At 59.8% G+C, this 16,030-nt stretch carries 16 protein-coding genes and 2 pseudogenes; 12 read left to right on the top strand and 6 right to left on the bottom strand.

Features of this window, described 5'->3' with window-relative positions; all coding sequences use genetic code 11:
• The first annotated feature begins 224 nt into the window (after positions 1-224).
• The 4 genes from BLU48_RS23190 to BLU48_RS23175 are packed head-to-tail and all read left to right on the top strand — an operon-like array spanning position 225 to position 4,324.
• On the top strand, positions 225-1,574 hold the full coding sequence (locus BLU48_RS23190) for a GntT/GntP/DsdX family permease (RefSeq protein WP_124356304.1): 1,350 nt from the start codon (positions 225-227) through the stop codon (positions 1,572-1,574).
• Between the two features lie 26 nt (positions 1,575-1,600).
• Positions 1,601-2,461, top strand: coding sequence for a MurR/RpiR family transcriptional regulator (locus BLU48_RS23185; protein WP_057025166.1), 861 nt, complete (start codon positions 1,601-1,603; stop codon positions 2,459-2,461).
• 1 nt (position 2,462) lies between these two features.
• Positions 2,463-3,926, top strand: a complete 1,464-nt coding sequence (locus BLU48_RS23180; protein ID WP_057025167.1) for an N-acyl-D-amino-acid deacylase family protein — start codon at positions 2,463-2,465, stop codon at positions 3,924-3,926.
• 29 nt (positions 3,927-3,955) lie between these two features.
• A complete protein-coding gene (locus BLU48_RS23175; protein ID WP_057025168.1) occupies positions 3,956-4,324 on the top strand; it encodes a glyoxalase superfamily protein in 369 nt (122 codons plus the stop codon).
• Positions 4,325-4,961: 637 nt separating this feature from the next.
• Here the strand turns inward: BLU48_RS23175 and BLU48_RS32750 are convergent.
• Together BLU48_RS32750 and BLU48_RS32745 are read right to left on the bottom strand one after the other, a co-directional pair.
• Positions 4,962-5,558 (bottom strand): annotated as a pseudogene (locus tag BLU48_RS32750) (methyl-accepting chemotaxis protein); the annotation flags it as partial.
• 306 nt (positions 5,559-5,864) lie between these two features.
• A pseudogene (locus tag BLU48_RS32745) lies at positions 5,865-6,881 on the bottom strand (methyl-accepting chemotaxis protein); the annotation flags it as partial.
• A 279-nt stretch (positions 6,882-7,160) separates the two neighbouring features.
• On the opposite strand from BLU48_RS32745, the gene BLU48_RS23165 reads away from it, so the two are divergent.
• Positions 7,161-7,778, top strand: a complete 618-nt coding sequence (locus BLU48_RS23165) for an FKBP-type peptidyl-prolyl cis-trans isomerase (protein WP_003194089.1) — start codon at positions 7,161-7,163, stop codon at positions 7,776-7,778.
• A 63-nt stretch (positions 7,779-7,841) separates the two neighbouring features.
• Here the strand turns inward: BLU48_RS23165 and BLU48_RS23160 are convergent, their stop codons facing one another.
• The 3 genes from BLU48_RS23160 to BLU48_RS23150 form a co-directional block, all read right to left on the bottom strand.
• Positions 7,842-8,099, bottom strand: a complete 258-nt coding sequence (locus tag BLU48_RS23160) for a PA4570 family protein (protein ID WP_057025170.1) — start codon at positions 8,097-8,099, stop codon at positions 7,842-7,844.
• 158 nt (positions 8,100-8,257) lie between these two features.
• Positions 8,258-8,599: a zinc ribbon domain-containing protein YjdM gene (locus BLU48_RS23155; RefSeq protein WP_046069494.1), complete on the bottom strand. Its 342-nt coding sequence runs from the start codon at positions 8,597-8,599 to the stop codon at positions 8,258-8,260.
• A gap of 222 nt (positions 8,600-8,821) precedes the next feature.
• Complete coding sequence (locus tag BLU48_RS23150; protein ID WP_043046768.1) at positions 8,822-9,790, bottom strand: polyprenyl synthetase family protein; 969 nt, start codon at positions 9,788-9,790, stop codon at positions 8,822-8,824.
• Positions 9,791-10,029: 239 nt separating this feature from the next.
• Between BLU48_RS23150 and rplU the strand changes: the two genes are divergently transcribed.
• The 7 genes from rplU to BLU48_RS23115 all read left to right on the top strand — a co-directional run bounded on the left by rplU (position 10,030) and on the right by BLU48_RS23115 (position 15,670).
• Positions 10,030-10,344: a 50S ribosomal protein L21 gene (gene rplU / locus BLU48_RS23145; protein WP_003176051.1), complete on the top strand. Its 315-nt coding sequence runs from the start codon at positions 10,030-10,032 to the stop codon at positions 10,342-10,344.
• 34 nt (positions 10,345-10,378) lie between these two features.
• Positions 10,379-10,636 carry a 50S ribosomal protein L27 gene (rpmA, locus tag BLU48_RS23140; RefSeq protein WP_003176049.1) on the top strand — a complete coding sequence of 86 codons (258 nt, stop codon included), beginning with the start codon at positions 10,379-10,381 and terminating at the stop codon, positions 10,634-10,636.
• A gap of 194 nt (positions 10,637-10,830) precedes the next feature.
• Positions 10,831-12,054, top strand: coding sequence for an Obg family GTPase CgtA (gene cgtA / locus BLU48_RS23135; RefSeq protein WP_005791308.1), 1,224 nt, complete (start codon positions 10,831-10,833; stop codon positions 12,052-12,054).
• A 109-nt stretch (positions 12,055-12,163) separates the two neighbouring features.
• Positions 12,164-13,282 carry a glutamate 5-kinase gene (gene proB, locus BLU48_RS23130; protein WP_057013120.1) on the top strand — a complete coding sequence of 373 codons (1,119 nt, stop codon included), beginning with the start codon at positions 12,164-12,166 and terminating at the stop codon, positions 13,280-13,282.
• A 15-nt stretch (positions 13,283-13,297) separates the two neighbouring features.
• A complete protein-coding gene (locus BLU48_RS23125) occupies positions 13,298-13,762 on the top strand; it encodes a CreA family protein (RefSeq protein WP_043046770.1) in 465 nt (154 codons plus the stop codon).
• Positions 13,763-13,863: 101 nt separating this feature from the next.
• Positions 13,864-14,346 (top strand): glutathione peroxidase, encoded by a 483-nt coding sequence (locus tag BLU48_RS23120; RefSeq protein ID WP_057025171.1) that lies wholly within the window; start codon positions 13,864-13,866, stop codon positions 14,344-14,346.
• 220 nt (positions 14,347-14,566) lie between these two features.
• Positions 14,567-15,670, top strand: coding sequence for an NADH:flavin oxidoreductase (locus BLU48_RS23115; RefSeq protein WP_057025172.1), 1,104 nt, complete (start codon positions 14,567-14,569; stop codon positions 15,668-15,670).
• A gap of 48 nt (positions 15,671-15,718) precedes the next feature.
• On the opposite strand, the gene BLU48_RS23110 is transcribed toward BLU48_RS23115, so the two are convergent.
• Positions 15,719-15,898: a hypothetical protein gene (locus BLU48_RS23110; protein WP_080944663.1), complete on the bottom strand. Its 180-nt coding sequence runs from the start codon at positions 15,896-15,898 to the stop codon at positions 15,719-15,721.
• Positions 15,899-16,030 lie beyond the last annotated feature (132 nt).

The following is a 16,030-nucleotide window of genomic DNA, read 5'->3' as shown; positions in this document are numbered from 1 at the left end:
GAGGCGCATTCTATGACTCGAGGGCGGCGCTTGAGTTTCCGACATCCTCTGATCTTCATGTAAGAACCCACCCCGAATTTTCATGGGCTGGCGCTGGACATATCCCCAAGCGACAGCGCTTATCTGTGGGCGAAAATTACTTTCATAAAAATTGAAAATATCCCTCGGTAATGATTTATGAGTTTCACAACCAATTCGACGTGACCCTTTCCGAGGAGTACCGCATGGCCGCATCACCGGGCTTCGGGCTACTGGCATACGCTGCCATTGCCATCATTGCATTGATCGTGCTGATTGCACGTTACCGACTCAACCCGTTTATTGTCATCACCCTGGTATCCATCGGCCTGGCGCTGATGGCCGGCATGCCGGCCGATACCATCATGGGTTCGTACGAGGCGGGCGTGGGTAAAACCCTGGGGCATATCGCCCTGGTGGTGGCGCTGGGCACCATGCTCGGCAAGATGATGGCCGAGTCCGGTGGCGCCGAGCAGGTGGCCCGCACGCTGATCAACCGCTTCGGTGAGCGCAATGCCCACTGGGCGATGGTGTGCATTGCATTCCTGGTGGGGCTGCCGCTGTTTTTCGAGGTCGGGTTTGTGCTGCTGGTGCCGATTGCCTTTACCGTGGCGCGGCGCGTGGGGGTGTCGATCCTGATGGTCGGCCTGCCGATGGTCGCCGGCCTGTCGGTGGTGCACGCGCTGGTGCCGCCGCACCCGGCGGCGATGATGGCGGTGCTGGCCTACAACGCTTCGGTCGGGCAGACAGTGCTGTATGCGATTTTGATCGGTATCCCCACGGCGATCATCGCCGGTCCGGTCTATGCCAAGTTCATCGTGCCGCATATTCACCTGCCGGCGGAAAACCCGTTGGAGCGCCAGTTCATCGAGCGCGAACCGCGTACCCGCCTGCCCAGCTTCGCGTTGACCATGGGCACCATCCTGTTGCCGGTGGTGCTGATGATGATCGGTGGTTGGGCTAACGTGATTTCCACCCCAGGCACTGGCTTCAACCAGTTCCTGCTGTTTATCGGCAACTCGGTGATCGCCCTGTTGGTAGCGACCCTGGTGAGCTTCTGGACCCTGGGCCTGGCCCAGGGCTTCAACCGTGAGTCGATTCTCAAGTTCACCAACGAATGCCTGGCGCCGACGGCCAGCATCACCTTGCTGGTGGGCGCGGGCGGCGGGTTGAACCGCATCCTGGTGGACGCCGGGGTGACCAACGAAATCCTCAGCCTGGCCCATGCGTTCCACCTGTCGCCGCTGGTGATGGGCTGGCTGTTCGCCGCCCTGATGCGTATCGCCACCGGCTCGGCTACGGTGGCCATGACCACGGCGTCTGGTGTAGTCGCCCCCGTCGCCCTGGGCTTGGGTTATCCACACCCCGAATTGTTGGTACTGGCGACCGGCGCGGGTTCGGTGATCTTTTCCCACGTTAACGACGGCGGCTTCTGGCTGATCAAGGAATACTTCAATATGACGGTGATCCAGACCTTCAAGACCTGGACCGTGCTGGAGACCCTGATTTCGCTGGTCGCCTTCGGTCTCACCTACGGCCTGTCACTGGTTTTATGAGCCTCATCCTGTAACCCGGAGCCCCCATGGACATCCTTTACCAGATCCGCGCCCGCCAGGACTCTTTCAGCGCCGGCGAAGGGCGTATCGCCAAGCTGATGCTTGAGGATGTGGGCTTTGCCGCCTCGGCCAGCCTGGAAGCATTGTCCCAGCGGGCCGAGGTCAGTACCGCCACCTTGTCACGCTTTGCCCGTAGCGTCGGCTGCCGCGACTTGCGCGATTTGCGCCTGCAACTGGCCCAGGCCAGTGGTGTGGGTAGCCGCTTTTTGGACCCTGCGGGGTTGCCGGAACAATCGGCGTTTCATCGGCAGATCCTCGGCGATATCGAGGCGACGCTGCGTCAGCACCTGTCGGGGTTCAATCAACCCAGTTTCGTTGATGCGGTCAATCTATTGGGCAGGGCGCGGATGATCCATGCATTCGGCATGGGCGGCCCGTCGAGCCTGTGCAGTGATGAATTGCAGGTGCGCCTGGTGCGGCTGGGCTACTCGATTGCCGCCAGCCATGACCCGGTGATGATGCGGGTCACGGCGGCCACCCTGGGACCGGAGCACGCATTGATCGTCTGCTCCCTCACTGGACTGACCCCCGAGTTATTGGAGGTGGTAAAGCTGGCACGCAGCTACGACGCCCGCATCGTCGCCATCACGCTCGCCGATTCGCCTCTGGCGCAGTTAGCGGATGTGTTGCTACCGCTGCAACCGGCGGAAACCAGTTTTATCTACAAACCCACCGCAGCCCGCTACGGCATGCTGCTGGCCATCGACCTGCTCGCCACCGAGCTGGCGCTGGCCCTGCCGGACGACAACCAGGAGCGCCTGCGCCGGATCAAACTGGCCCTGGACGATTACCGCGGCGGCCCTGACAGCCTGCCGCTTGGAGACTGATATGAAGTACGACACGCTGATACGCCAGGCGCTGATCATCGATGGCAGCAACACTCCGGGCTATCTCGCCGATGTGGGATTGCATCAAGGGCGTATCAAGGCCATTGGCGATTTGTCCACAGCCGAGGCCGAGCATGTTATCCAGGCCCATGGTCGCGTATTGGCACCGGGTTTTATCGACGTGCACACCCACGATGACACCGTGGTGATCCGCCAGCCGCAGATGCTGCCCAAGCTCAGCCAGGGCGTGACCACGGTGATTGTCGGCAACTGTGGCATCAGTGCCTCGCCGGTGAGTTTACGCGGTGCCCCGCCAGACCCGATGAACTTGCTGGGCGGCCGTGAGGCGTTCTGCTATCCGCGGTTCAGCGACTATCGCAACGCCGTGGAGGACGCCCATCCGGCGGTAAACGTCGCCGCGTTGATCGGCCACACGGCGTTGCGCAGCAATCATATGGATGACCTGCACCGCACTGCCACGCCCGGTGAAATCACGGCGATGCGTATACAACTGCAAGAGAGCCTGGAAGCTGGCGCCCTGGGCTTATCCACAGGCCTGGCCTACGCCAGCGCGTTCAATGCCGAGACCGATGAAGTGTTGCAGCTCACCGAAGAGTTGACGGCCTACGGCGCGGTGTACACCACCCACTTGCGCAGCGAATTCGAGCCGGTACTGGAGGCGATGGACGAGGCGTTTCTGATCGGCCGCCATGCCAAGGTGCCGGTGATTATTTCCCATCTTAAATGCGCCGGTGCCGGTAACTGGGGGCGTAGCCCGCAGTTGTTGGCGTCCCTGGAAGCCGCGGCGAAAGACCATCCGGTAGGCTGTGATTGCTATCCCTATGCTGCCAGCTCCTCGACCCTGGACCTCAAGCAGGTGACCGATGCGTTTCGCATCACCATCACCTGGTCGACGCCGCACCCCGAAATGGGTGGGCGGGATCTGCAGGCTATCGCTGCCGAGTGGGGCGTTTCGCTAATGGACGCTGCCCGTCGCCTGCAACCGGCGGGAGCGGTGTACTACGGGATGGACGAAGACGATGTGCGGCGCATCCTCGCCCATCCGTTGTCGATGGTGGGCTCCGATGGCTTGCCCGAAGATCCGTTTCCCCACCCGCGCTTGTGGGGGGCGTTCCCGCGGGTGCTGGGGCACTTCAGCCGCGATGTCGGCTTGTTCCCGTTGCACACGGCGGTGCACAAGATGACTGGTCTGTCGGCAGCGCGCTTTGGCTTATCCGAGCGTGGCGAAATCCGCGAAGGGTACTGGGCCGACCTGGTGTTGTTCGACCCGTTGCGGGTGCGTGATGTGGCAGATTTCAACACACCGCAACGTGCAGCGGAAGGGATCGACGGTGTATGGGTTAACGGGGTACTGAGCTACAGCAATGGGCAGGCCAACGGCCAGCGGCCAGGGCGATTCCTGGCGCGCAGTGGGGATTTGCGTGGCGGCTTTTCGTCTTTATAGTGGGCGTTCTCATACACGGAGCGGTCGCCATGCACTTAGGAAAAGTCACCCCCATCCTGCGGATTTTCGACGAGACCAAAGCGTTGGAATTCTACGTCGACTTCCTGGGGTTCAAGGTCGATTGGCAGCATCGGTTCGAGGCGAATTTCCCGTTGTACCTGCAAGTGTCGCTGGGTGAGTGCGTGTTGCATTTGTCCGAGCACCATGGCGATGCTTCGCCGGGGTCGGCGGTGCGGATCCAGGCGCAAAGGGTGGATGCGTACCAGCAGCAATTGCTCGGCAAGGATTACCGCTATGCCAAGCCTGCGGTCGAGGAAACGCCTTGGGGATCGCGGGAAATGAGCATCCGGGATCCGTTCGGGAATCGCTTGGTGTTTGTCGAGGACAGCGAGGGCTAAGTGGCAAATGGCAGGCAATAAAAAACCGCCTTGGTAAGGCGGTTTTTTTTGCAAACCCAGTTAGTGGCTGGGGTTGCGGCTTCTCAGGAAGCGTTGACCCACTGCGTTGATACTAATGTGAGTTACTGGATCGCGCAAGGCTTGACGAGGGTCGGTGGTTTTATTCGTCTATCTTATTTAGAGCCAATTTTGGCGGTAAAAAATTGCAATAAATGATCTAGTTTCGATGGCTCGTTTATCTTCGTCCGTCACACCTTTGATCGGAATATTGGTTAGTATCACCCCCGTTCCAAGTATGTCGTTTTGTGGTGGCTGGGTATGCGCGCGGAGTTATGGACCGAACGCCACGGGCTAGTAATCCGTGCCGGATTTCATGCGGGAGGAACCAGAGCCCGGCCGCCTCACAGGAAGCGTTGACCCGCGTCCAAAGGCCCACATGTTCCGGTAAGTGCGCTGGAGGTAAGGCCCAACTCACGGAGGGCCGAGTATGTCTAAGTTTGCACGACGTACATGGAACCTCGTAGTGAACTGCCTGCGTGCGTATCACGTATGGAAGTTCCTGCGGGACAGCTTCGATGACCGTTAAGGTCTGAGAGGTGGAGCCGCCTCGGTCTAGATCGAGGCGGCTTTTTGGTGTCTACACCCGGAAATGACTGACCATCTGCTGCAACTGGCTACCCAGCCGTGCCAGTTCCACACTCGACTTCGCCGTCTCGTCACTGGCCGTCGCCGTCTGCTCAGACACATCCCGCACATTCACGATACTGCGGCTGATCTCTTCCGCTACGGCGCTCTGCTGCTCGGCGGCCGCGGCAATCTGCTGGTTCATCGACTGGATATTCGACACCGTACGGGTGATGTTTTCCAGTGACACGCCGGCCTTGCGGGTCAGTTCGACACTGCTGTCGGTGAGGCTGCGGCTGTTGTTCATCACGTTGGCTACTTGCTGGGTGCCGTTCTGCAAGCCGGCCACCAGGCCTTCGATTTCTTCGGTGGATTTCTGCGTGCGCTGGGCCAGGCCACGCACTTCGTCGGCGACCACTGCAAAGCCACGGCCGGCTTCCCCGGCACGTGCAGCTTCAATGGCGGCGTTGAGGGCCAGCAGGTTGGTCTGTTCGGCCACGGCCTTGATCACGTCCATCACGCTGCCGATCTTATTGCTCTCTTGCTGAAGGTGCGTCATGGCGTCGGTGGAACGTGCCACTTCGGCGGCCAGGCGTTCGATCTGGGCGATGGCTTCGGCCACCACCTTGTCGCCTTCACGGGCCTGGCCGTCGGCGTCGGAAGCCGCCTGGGAAGCCTGCTCGGCATTGCGCGCGACCTCCTGCACGGTGGCGGTCATTTCATGCATGGCGGTGGCGACCTGATCGGTCTCGATCTTCTGGCTGTTCACACCGGCGCTGGTCTGTTCGGTCACGGCCGACAATTCTTCGGCGGCGCTGGCGATCTGAGTCACGCCATCGCGAATGCCGCTGATCAGTTCACGCAAGGTCGTGCCCATGCGCTGGATGCCTTGTTGCAACACGCCCAGTTCATCACGACGGGTCACTTGGATGTTGTGGCTCAGGTCGCCGGAAGCGATGCGCTCGACCACGGCCAGGGTGTCCTGGATCGGGCGCGTGATCTGGCGGGTGATGACCCACGCAGCGATGACGCCGACCAGCAGGGCCAGCAAGGTGCTGATCAATTGCAGGCTACGGGCCTGGGTGCTTTCAGCGTCGCGACGTTCCAGTTGGATGTCGTACAGCTTGTCGCTGATCGTCACGATATCGGCGCCTTGGGTGGTCATTTCGGCGCGGGCAGTGACGATATTGGCGTTGGCGGCCTTGTAGCTCTGTACGGCACTGCGATAGTCACCCAGCGCGGTTTCCAGTGCGGTCAATGCAGTTTGCTGGCCAGTACCGAATGCGGCGCTGAGGGTTTTCAAACCAGCGACGGCTTTTTCGATTTGTGCAGCGGCGCGGGCTTCGGTTTCTGCGCTGGGGCTATTGGTATAGCCACGCACTTCGTAGCGAGCTTGCTGGAACTCGTTCTTGGCTTGGGTCACGGCCAAAAACTGAGCGAAGCGCTCCGGGCTATCGGGTGATTGCTGCACGCTGGTTTCCAGCGCATTGATTTGCGCATTGGCGATGTCAGCCTTGGCGCCCATGACGTCGCGCGCGGCGTTGCCATTACGGTAGGCCTCGCGCATTTTGTTCAGGGACTGGCGATAAGCGGTAATGACGGCTTTCTGCTCATTGAGCAGCTTGAGGTTTTCCGGGCTCTTGAAGCTGTCCAGCAGCTTCTGTTGTTGAGCGGCGAAGGCGTCAAGGCTGGTTTGCACGTTCTGCGCCACGGCTTCGTCGCCGTTGGCCAGCATGTATTGCAAGCGCACGATCCGCAGCTTGGTCAACGAGGCGTTGAGCTGGGTGATGTCGCTCATCCAATTGCTACGATCGATCAGGCCGCCCAGGCTGGTCCAGCCGGTGAGTGCCAAGATCGAGGTGAGGACCAGCACCAGGCCAAAGCCCAGGCCGAGTTTGAGATTGACGCTGATGTTACCGAACCAGCTGTTCATCGAAAGCTCCTTGAAGAGTGATGTCTGTCTGCTGGACGGTGTGTTGTTGTTTGAGCCAGCCAAGATGTGTAGGGCTGTATCGGCGGCAGTGGACAATTCTGAAATACTTTTCTTGCCGGGCGACGAAGAGGTGTCATTCGGCTGTACCTGACCTACCACCTGGCGCTCTGATGGCCGGGGGAGGGGGCTGATCATGGGCCGCCCTTGTGTGCTAGTCTGCGGGCCCTTTTAGTTCTGGGCGGCGCGGGAAACCGTGTTGTCCTATAGCGGAGCCTCTTCATGTCCGAAGTTAATCTGTCCACCGACGAAACCCGCGTCAGCTACGGTATCGGCCGTCAGTTGGGCGACCAACTGCGCGACAACCCGCCACCGGGCGTGAGCCTGGACGCGATCCTGGCCGGCCTGACCGATGCGTTCGCGGGCAAGCCAAGCCGTGTTGACCAGGAGCAAATGGCTGCCAGTTTCAAAGTGATCCGCGAAATCATGCAAGCCGAAGCGGCTGCCAAGGCTGAAGCAGCCGCTGGCGCCGGCCTGGCATTCCTGGCTGAAAACGCCAAGCGCGATGGCATCACCACCCTGGCTTCCGGCCTGCAATTTGAAGTGCTGACAGCCGGTACCGGCGCCAAGCCGACCCGTGAAGATCAAGTGCGTACCCACTACCACGGCACCCTGATCGACGGCACTGTGTTCGACAGCTCCTACGAGCGTGGCCAGCCTGCAGAATTCCCGGTTGGCGGCGTGATCGCCGGCTGGACCGAAGCCCTGCAACTGATGAATGCCGGCAGCAAATGGCGTCTGTACGTGCCGAGCGAACTGGCTTACGGCGCTCAAGGCGTTGGTAGCATTCCGCCGCACAGCGTATTGGTATTCGATGTCGAGCTTCTCGACGTCCTGTAAGACTTGTAGCCGATTACGTGTTGGGGCGAACGCGTTCGCCCCAACAGGGATTTGCCCGGTTCTTCATGGATGGAACTTGCCGTTCAGATCGGTCGTCGGGCGCAGCGCTCGGGCATAGCAGAACAGAAACAGATTCCTCACCACTTCCTTCAGTACTCCAGGCTCACTGGAACTCAGACCGTTGACGTCCAGGTCTCCCTGATCCTGCAATTCGTTCAGCGCTTCTTCCTCAAGTACCGCACAGACTTCGCCGGTTTCCCGATGCAGGATCCGCAGGTAAGGGTGTGGGCGATCCAGCCAGGCATCTATCAAATAAGTCATGGTCGTTCTCCTTGATGGGTTTCAATGAGAATAATTCTTATTCGTAGAATAGCAAGTATCTATTGGCGGTTTCTGGTTTTTTTGTGTGGATATTATTGTCGATCAATCAGGAGGGCGAAACGCCATCCCGCGGCGGGCGCGGGATGGACGCAGCAGGATCAGACCTTGCGCACGAACTCGGACTTGAGTTTCATCGGGCCGATACCGTCGATCTTGCAGTCGATATCGTGGTCACCGTCGCACAGGCGGATGTTCTTGACCTTGGTACCGACCTTGACCACCAGGGAGGTACCCTTGACCTTGAGGTCCTTGATCACGGTGATGGTGTCGCCGTCCTGCAGGACGTTACCCACAGAGTCTTTCTTCACGGTTTCATCGCCGGCCACTTCGGCCTCGCCAGTGGCGGACCACTCATGGGCGCATTCCGGGCAGACCAGTTGGGTGCCGTCTTCGTAGGTGTATTCGGAATTGCATTTCGGGCAGGGTGGCAACGTGCTCACTAAAGCTCCTTGAGGTTCAGGGATGACTAAAAGTCGCACATTATATAGGGTTTTGTAGCACGGGCGGGATCTTGAATTGGCAATGGATTCCAAATGTGGGAGGGGGCTTGCTCCCGATGGCGGTGTGTCAGCCACCTTATACATTGGCTGACCTACTGCCATCGGGAGCAAGTCGAATCGTCGCACCGCCCCTCCCACATTGTCCTGCGTCTGCTGGTGATTTTAGTGAGTACGGGCGACCGCAAACTCACTCAGCTCAACCAATGCATCCCGGTATTCACTGGCCGGCAAGGCTTCCAGGCACTGGATCGCACGGGCCACGTAGTCACGCGCCAGTTGCGCGGTGTACTCCAGGGAACCGGACGCTTCCACGGCAGCGCGGATGGCCTCGAGGTCTTCGATGCCACCTTTCTGGATCGCCTTGCGCACCAGGGCGGCCTGTTCCGGCGTGCCTTCGCGCATGGTGTAGATCAGCGGCAAGGTCGGCTTGCCCTCGGCCAGGTCGTCGCCGACGTTCTTGCCCAGGGTCTCGGCGTCGCCCTTGTAGTCGAGCAGGTCGTCTACCAGTTGGAACGCCACGCCCAGGTGATCACCAAAAGTGCGCAGGGCTTCGGCCTGTTCGGCGGTGGCGCCACACAGTGCGGCGGCACTGTGGGTGGAGGCTTCGAAGAGCATCGCGGTTTTGCCGCGAATCACTTCCATATAGGTTTCTTCGGTGGTGCTGGCGTCGCGGACTTTGGACAGTTGCAACACTTCGCCTTCGGCGATGATGCGCGTGGCCTGTGAAAGGATCTTCATCACCGGCATCGAGCCCAGCTCGACCATCATTTCGAACGAGCGCGAATACAGGAAGTCGCCCACCAGCACGCTCGGCGCGTTGCCCCACATGGCATTGGCGGTCTCGCGACCACGGCGCATGCCGGACATGTCGACCACGTCATCATGCAGCAGGGTGGCGGTGTGCAGGAACTCAATGGTGGCGGCCAACAGGCGTAGGTCATCGCCTTCGCGGCCCAGGGCCTTGCCACACAGCAACACTAATAAAGGACGCAGGCGTTTGCCGCCCGCCGACGTAATGTAGTCGCCAATTTTGGAGACCAGCGGCACGTTAGACGTCAGCTGCTGCTTGATGATGCCGTCGACGGCGCTAAAATCGTCCGCGACCGCGCGGTAGAAAGCTTGGGGTTGCATCAGCGACAGTCGCTCCAGAAGGGTTGCGCGGCATGCTAGGACCCTGACCCCCGGGTGTCAAGGCGCGATAGACGGCCCCTTGCAACACCCATTTACCTTGCGTACAATCGCGCACCCTGAACTTCCTGGGCAGCACCTGCCTTACGCAATTGCATTCGGGACGTCCATCCCATGCAGCCATGCCAGCCAATACCTCTTCTTATAAAGCGCTGGGTGAGCAGGATTATCGGAGAAATACCATGTCGTACGCAGTAATTGTTACTGGTGGCAAGCAATACAAGGTCGCCCCAGGTGAATACCTGAAGATCGAAAAACTGGAAATCGCTACCGGCGAATCCGTTACTTTTGATCGCGTTCTGTTGGTCGCCAATGGCGATGACGTGAACATCGGCGCTCCAGTCGTTGCTGGCGCTACCGTTGTGGCTGAAGTGATCTCCCAAGGTCGTCACGATAAAGTCCGCATCATCAAGTTCCGTCGTCGTAAGCACCACATGAAGCGTATGGGCCACCGCCAGTGGTACACCGAGATCAAAATCACCGGTATTCAGGCTTAATTTCAGCCTAATTCCTCACTAGGAGAATTGACTCATGGCACACAAAAAAGCTGGTGGTAGTACCCGTAACGGTCGCGACTCAGAAGCCAAACGCCTTGGCGTGAAGATGTATGGCGGCCAGAAAATCATTCCGGGCAACATCATCGTGCGTCAGCGCGGCACCCAATTCCACGCCGGTTACGGTGTAGGCATGGGTAAAGATCACACCCTCTTCGCGAAAATCGAAGGCGTGATCAAGTTCGAAGTAAAGGGCGCGTTCAACCGCCGTTACGTGAGCGTTGTCGCAGCTTAATTGCGAGATCGCTGGAAAAGCCCTGTCTTGCGACGGGGCTTTTTCGTTTGTGGAGTGAGTCTCTTGCAAAGCTGTTTGTAATGGGCGAGGGCAGCAGGATTTGCGGTCGTTGCTTGAGGTCGCTGCGCTCATTTTTGCAAGAGTCTTATGTCTTGGTTTCTTAAGCTCGCCCATGCGGCGAGAGGCGTTTTGTTATGAAGTTCGTTGATGAAGTTTCCATCCGAGTAAAAGCAGGCGACGGCGGTAACGGTTGCATGAGTTTCCGTCGCGAAAAATTCATCGAAAACGGTGGCCCTAACGGCGGCGACGGTGGTGACGGCGGTTCCATCTATATGATGGCCGACGAAAACCTCAATACCCTGGTCGACTATCGTTACACCCGGCATTTCGATGCCGAGCGTGGCTCCAACGGCGGCAGCACCGACTGCACCGGTAAAAAAGGTGAAGACCTGGTACTGCGTGTACCGGTCGGCACCACGATCATCGACTCCGCTACCCAGGAAGTGATTGGCGACCTGACCAAGGCCGGCCAGAAGCTGATGGTTGTGCAGGGCGGCTGGCACGGCTTGGGCAACACCCGATTCAAGTCCAGTACCAACCGTGCGCCGCGCCAGACCACGCCGGGCAAGCCGGGCGAGCAGCGTGACCTGAAGCTGGAAATGAAAGTACTCGCCGACGTGGGCCTGCTGGGCCTGCCGAACGCCGGCAAAAGTACCTTTATCCGCTCGGTATCGGCCGCCAAGCCGAAGGTTGCCGACTACCCGTTCACTACCCTGGTGCCAAACCTGGGCGTGGTCAGCGTCGACCGTTGGAAGAGCTTCGTAGTTGCCGATATTCCCGGTCTGATCGAAGGCGCTTCCGATGGCGCCGGCCTGGGGATTCGCTTCCTCAAGCACTTGTCCCGCACCCGTTTGCTGCTGCATCTGGTCGACATGGCGCCGTTGGATGACACCAGTGCTGCGGACGCCGCCGAAGTGATCGTCAGCGAACTGACCAAGTTCAGCCCGGCCCTGGCCGAGCGTGATCGCTGGCTGGTACTGAACAAGTGCGACCAGATCCTCGAGGAAGAGCACGAAGAACGCGTCAAGGAAATCGTTGATCGCCTGGAGTGGGAAGGTCCGGTCTATGTGATCTCGGCGATTGCCAAAGAAGGCACCGAGCGCCTGACCCGCGACATCATGCGTTACCTGGAAGACCGCGCCGACCGCCTCGCGGCCGACCCGGTATTCAAGGCCGAGCTTGCCGAGCTCGACCAGCAGATCGAAGACGAAGCCCGTGCCCAGTTGCAGGCCCTGGACGACCAGCGTGCCCTGCGCCGCAGCGGCGTGAAGTCGGTCCATGACATCGGCGACGATGACTGGGACGAAGAAGACGTGGATGATGAAGATGGCCCGGAAATCATTTACGTGCGCGACTGATCCGTTGCGATAAACTTGAACGCCGCTCCCAGGAGCGGCGTTTTGGTATCCGGGTATAACGTTATGGGCGGCGCTGGGTCGCGCGGCCCTCACTCTAAGGTTGAAGATGATGCGGAGCAAAGTGACAGGTGCGCAGCGCTGGGTCGTGAAGATCGGAAGTGCGCTGCTGACGGCGGATGGCAAAGGTCTGGATCGCGCAGCCATGAGCGTCTGGGTCGAGCAGATGGTGGCCTTGCATGAAGCAGGCGTCGAGTTGGTGCTTGTCTCCTCCGGGGCCGTTGCCGCCGGAATGAGCCGCCTCGGCTGGACCGCGCGACCCAGCGCGATGCACGAACTGCAAGCTGCCGCCGCTATCGGCCAGATGGGCCTGGTGCAAGCCTGGGAATCCAGCTTTGCCGAGCACGGCCGCCATACAGCGCAAATCCTGCTGACCCACGACGACCTGTCCGACCGCAAGCGCTACCTCAACGCCCGCAGCACGTTGCGCGCCTTGGTGGAGCTCAAGGTCATCCCGGTGATCAACGAGAACGATACGGTGGTCACCGACGAAATCCGCTTCGGCGACAATGACACCCTGGCCGCCCTGGTGGCCAATTTGGTGGAAGCCGACCTGCTGGTGATCCTCACCGATCGCGATGGCATGTTCGACGCCGACCCGCGCAACAACCCCGATGCCCAGTTGATCTACGAAGCCCGCGCCGATGACCCGGCGCTGGATGCAGTCGCCGGCAGTGTCGGTGGTGCCCTGGGCCGCGGCGGCATGCAGACCAAGCTACGCGCCGCGCGCCTGGCCGCACGTTCCGGTGCTCACACCATCATCGTCGGTGGGCGCCTGGAGCGCGTGCTGGACCGTCTCAAGGCCGGTGAGCGCATCGGTACGCTGCTGTCGCCGGAGCGCGGCATGCTGGCTGCGCGCAAGCAGTGGCTGGCCGGGCACCTGCAAACCCGTGGCACCCTGGTGCTGGACGCGGGTGCGGTGTCGGCGTTGTCCCAGGGCAACAAGAGCCTGCTGCCGGTGGGCGTCAAACTGGTGCAGGGCAGCTTCCGCCGTGGCGAGATGGTGGTGTGCGTGGCACCGGACGGGCGCGAGATCGCCCGTGGCCTGGCCAACTACAGCGCCCTTGAAGCGCAGAAGATTATTGGACAATCGTCTGACGCCATTGTCGGACTCTTGGGCTATATGGCGGAACCGGAACTGGTGCACCGCGATAACCTCATTCTGGTTTAAACGAAGGAATACCTGATGCGCGTAATGAAGGGATTGCTTGGCCTGTTGCTCGCCATGCCACTGCTGGCCTCGGCCGAAGAGATTGCCCAGGTCTCGACAGTGTTCAAGTTTGTCGGCCCTAACGACCGGATCGTGGTCGAAGCGTTTGACGACCCCAAGGTCGACGGCGTGACCTGCTACCTCTCCCGCGCCAAGACCGGCGGCGTCAAAGGCGGCCTGGGCCTGGCCGAAGACCGCGCCGAAGCCTCGATTGCTTGCCGCCAGGTCGGCCCGATCCGCTTCAAGGGCGAGCTCAAGGACGGTGACGAAGTGTTCAAGGAGCGCACCTCCCTGGTATTCAAGACCATGCAGGTGGTGCGTTTTCTCGACAAGAAACGCAATACCCTGGTGTATCTGGTCTACAGCGACCGTCTGATCGAAGGCAGCCCGCAGAATGCGGTGACGGCGATTCCGATCTTGCCGTGGCCGACCGCTCAGTAACCGGCAAGCGTGTTTCGTCACCGACGTCTATGATTGCAGTCTTGCGGGTTGTAAGCTCCAAGGGCTGCAATGCAAAGAACATGGGATATCTGGAGTTCGTCATGAGTGCTTTCCACGATCTGAAACTCAAAGCCTTGGACGGACAAGAGCTGCCGCTGGCGCCCTTTAAGGGCCAGGTTGTGCTGGTGGTCAATGTGGCGTCCAAATGTGGTTTGACCCCGCAGTACGCGGCATTGGAAAACCTCTACCAGCAATACAAAGACCAGGGGTTTTCGGTGCTTGGTTTGCCGTGCAACCAGTTTGCAGGCCAGGAGCCGGGCACCGAGGAAGAGATCCGCGAGTTCTGCAGTCTGAACTACGGCGTGACCTTTCCTCTGGGCAGCAAGCTCGAGGTGAACGGTCCTGACCGTCACCAGTTGTACCGTCTATTGGCGGGCGAGGGTGCAGAGTTTCCGGGGGATATCACTTGGAACTTCGAGAAGTTCCTGTTGGGTAAAGACGGCCGGGTATTGGCGCGCTTCTCGCCGCGTACCGCTCCGGACGACCCGACAATCGTGCAGGCCATCGAAAAAGCCCTGAGCTGAAACACACCCATTGTAGGAGCGAGCTTGCTCGCGAAGATCGCCAACGGTAACGCGTTTATCCTGACTTAACGCGTGTGTTTGTGTTCTTCGCGAGCAAGCTCGCTCCTACAAGTATTCGGCTACTTTTATCCCCTTAATCACCCAGATCAATAGTGCTATTCGGCACGCTGCACTGCCCATATTATCCGCATCATAATTTTTTTTGCGGTGGAGTGCTGCCATGCCTGTCCAAGCCTTGTTCAAACCGTTCCAACTCGGTGCATTGCAGCTGCCTACCCGCGTGGTCATGGCCCCCATGACCCGTTCGTTCTCCCCGGGGGGCGTACCCAACTCCAAGGTCATCGAGTACTACCGCCGTCGCGCCGCTGCCGGTGTGGGCCTGATCATCACCGAAGGTACGGTGGTCGGCCACCCTGCATCCAACGGCTATCCCAACGTCCCGCACTTCTATGGTGAGGCGGCGCTGGCTGGCTGGAAGAAAGTGGTGGATGCCGTGCATGCCGAAGGCGGCAAGATCGTCCCACAGCTGTGGCATGTAGGCAGCGTGCGTCGCATCGGCACCGAACCTGACGCCAGTGTGCCGGCCTACGGCCCGATGGAAAAACTCAAGGACGGCAAGGTGGTCGTGCATGGCATGACGGCCCAGGACATCAAGGACGTGGTCAATGCCTTCGCCCAAGCCGCCAAGGACGCCCAGGCCATCGGCATGGACGGTGTGGAAATCCACGGCGCCCACGGTTACCTGGTGGACCAGTTTTTCTGGGAGGGCAGCAATCAGCGCACCGACGAATACGGTGGCAGCCTGATCAACCGTTCGCGCTTTGCCATCGAGCTGATCCAGGCGACCCGCGCCGCAGTGGGCCCGGATTTTCCGATCATCCTGCGTTTCTCCCAATGGAAGCAGCAAGACTACACGGCGCGCCTGGTACAGACCCCGCAAGCATTGGGTGAATTTCTCAAGCCGTTGTCTGACGCCGGCGTGGATATTTTCCACTGCTCCACCCGCCGTTTCTGGGAGCCCGAATTCGAAGGCTCCGATCTCAACCTGGCCGGTTGGACGCGCCAGCTCACCGGTAAGCCGACGATCACCGTAGGCAGCGTCGGCCTGGATGGCGAGTTCCTGCAGTTTATGGTCAACACCGACAAGGTCGCGCAGCCGGCCAGCCTGGAAAACCTGCTGCAGCGCCTGAACAATGATGAGTTCGACTTGGTGGCGGTGGGCCGTGCACTGCTAGTCGACCCGGATTGGGCCGTGAAGGTGCGCGAAGGGCGCGAGGGCGACATCTTGCCCTTCAGTCGTGAGGCGTTGACGACGTTGGTATAAGGGCTGGACTCCCTGTGTCGACCACAGGGAGTTTTGCGGCTCTAGTGATTAATACTCTGGACGCTTATTCAGCTCTTTGTGGTGATCAGCCTTGAGCGCATCTTTATGCCCGGGCTGACCATAGGTTGGCGGCTCTGCACGAGATTGATCCAGCCATTGTTGCTGGCGTGTCCATTCCGCTGTTGGCATATTGACGCCATTGCGTACACCCATTCCATAAATTGGCATTGTTAAATATCTCCATTATTTAAAAGGGCCTGCTTGACCGGCAGGTATCAATGGTTGGCGTTTCGCGGCCCAAGGGTTCCCCTTTTAAATACCAGGCAAAACTTGAGTGGCCTGCAGCGGGCTCATCGCGGT

The sequence above is a fragment of the Pseudomonas synxantha genome (assembly GCF_900105675.1).
In the GTDB taxonomy this organism is placed as follows: domain Bacteria; phylum Pseudomonadota; class Gammaproteobacteria; order Pseudomonadales; family Pseudomonadaceae; genus Aquipseudomonas; species Aquipseudomonas synxantha.
This window is presented reverse-complemented; position numbering and strand designations above follow the sequence as displayed.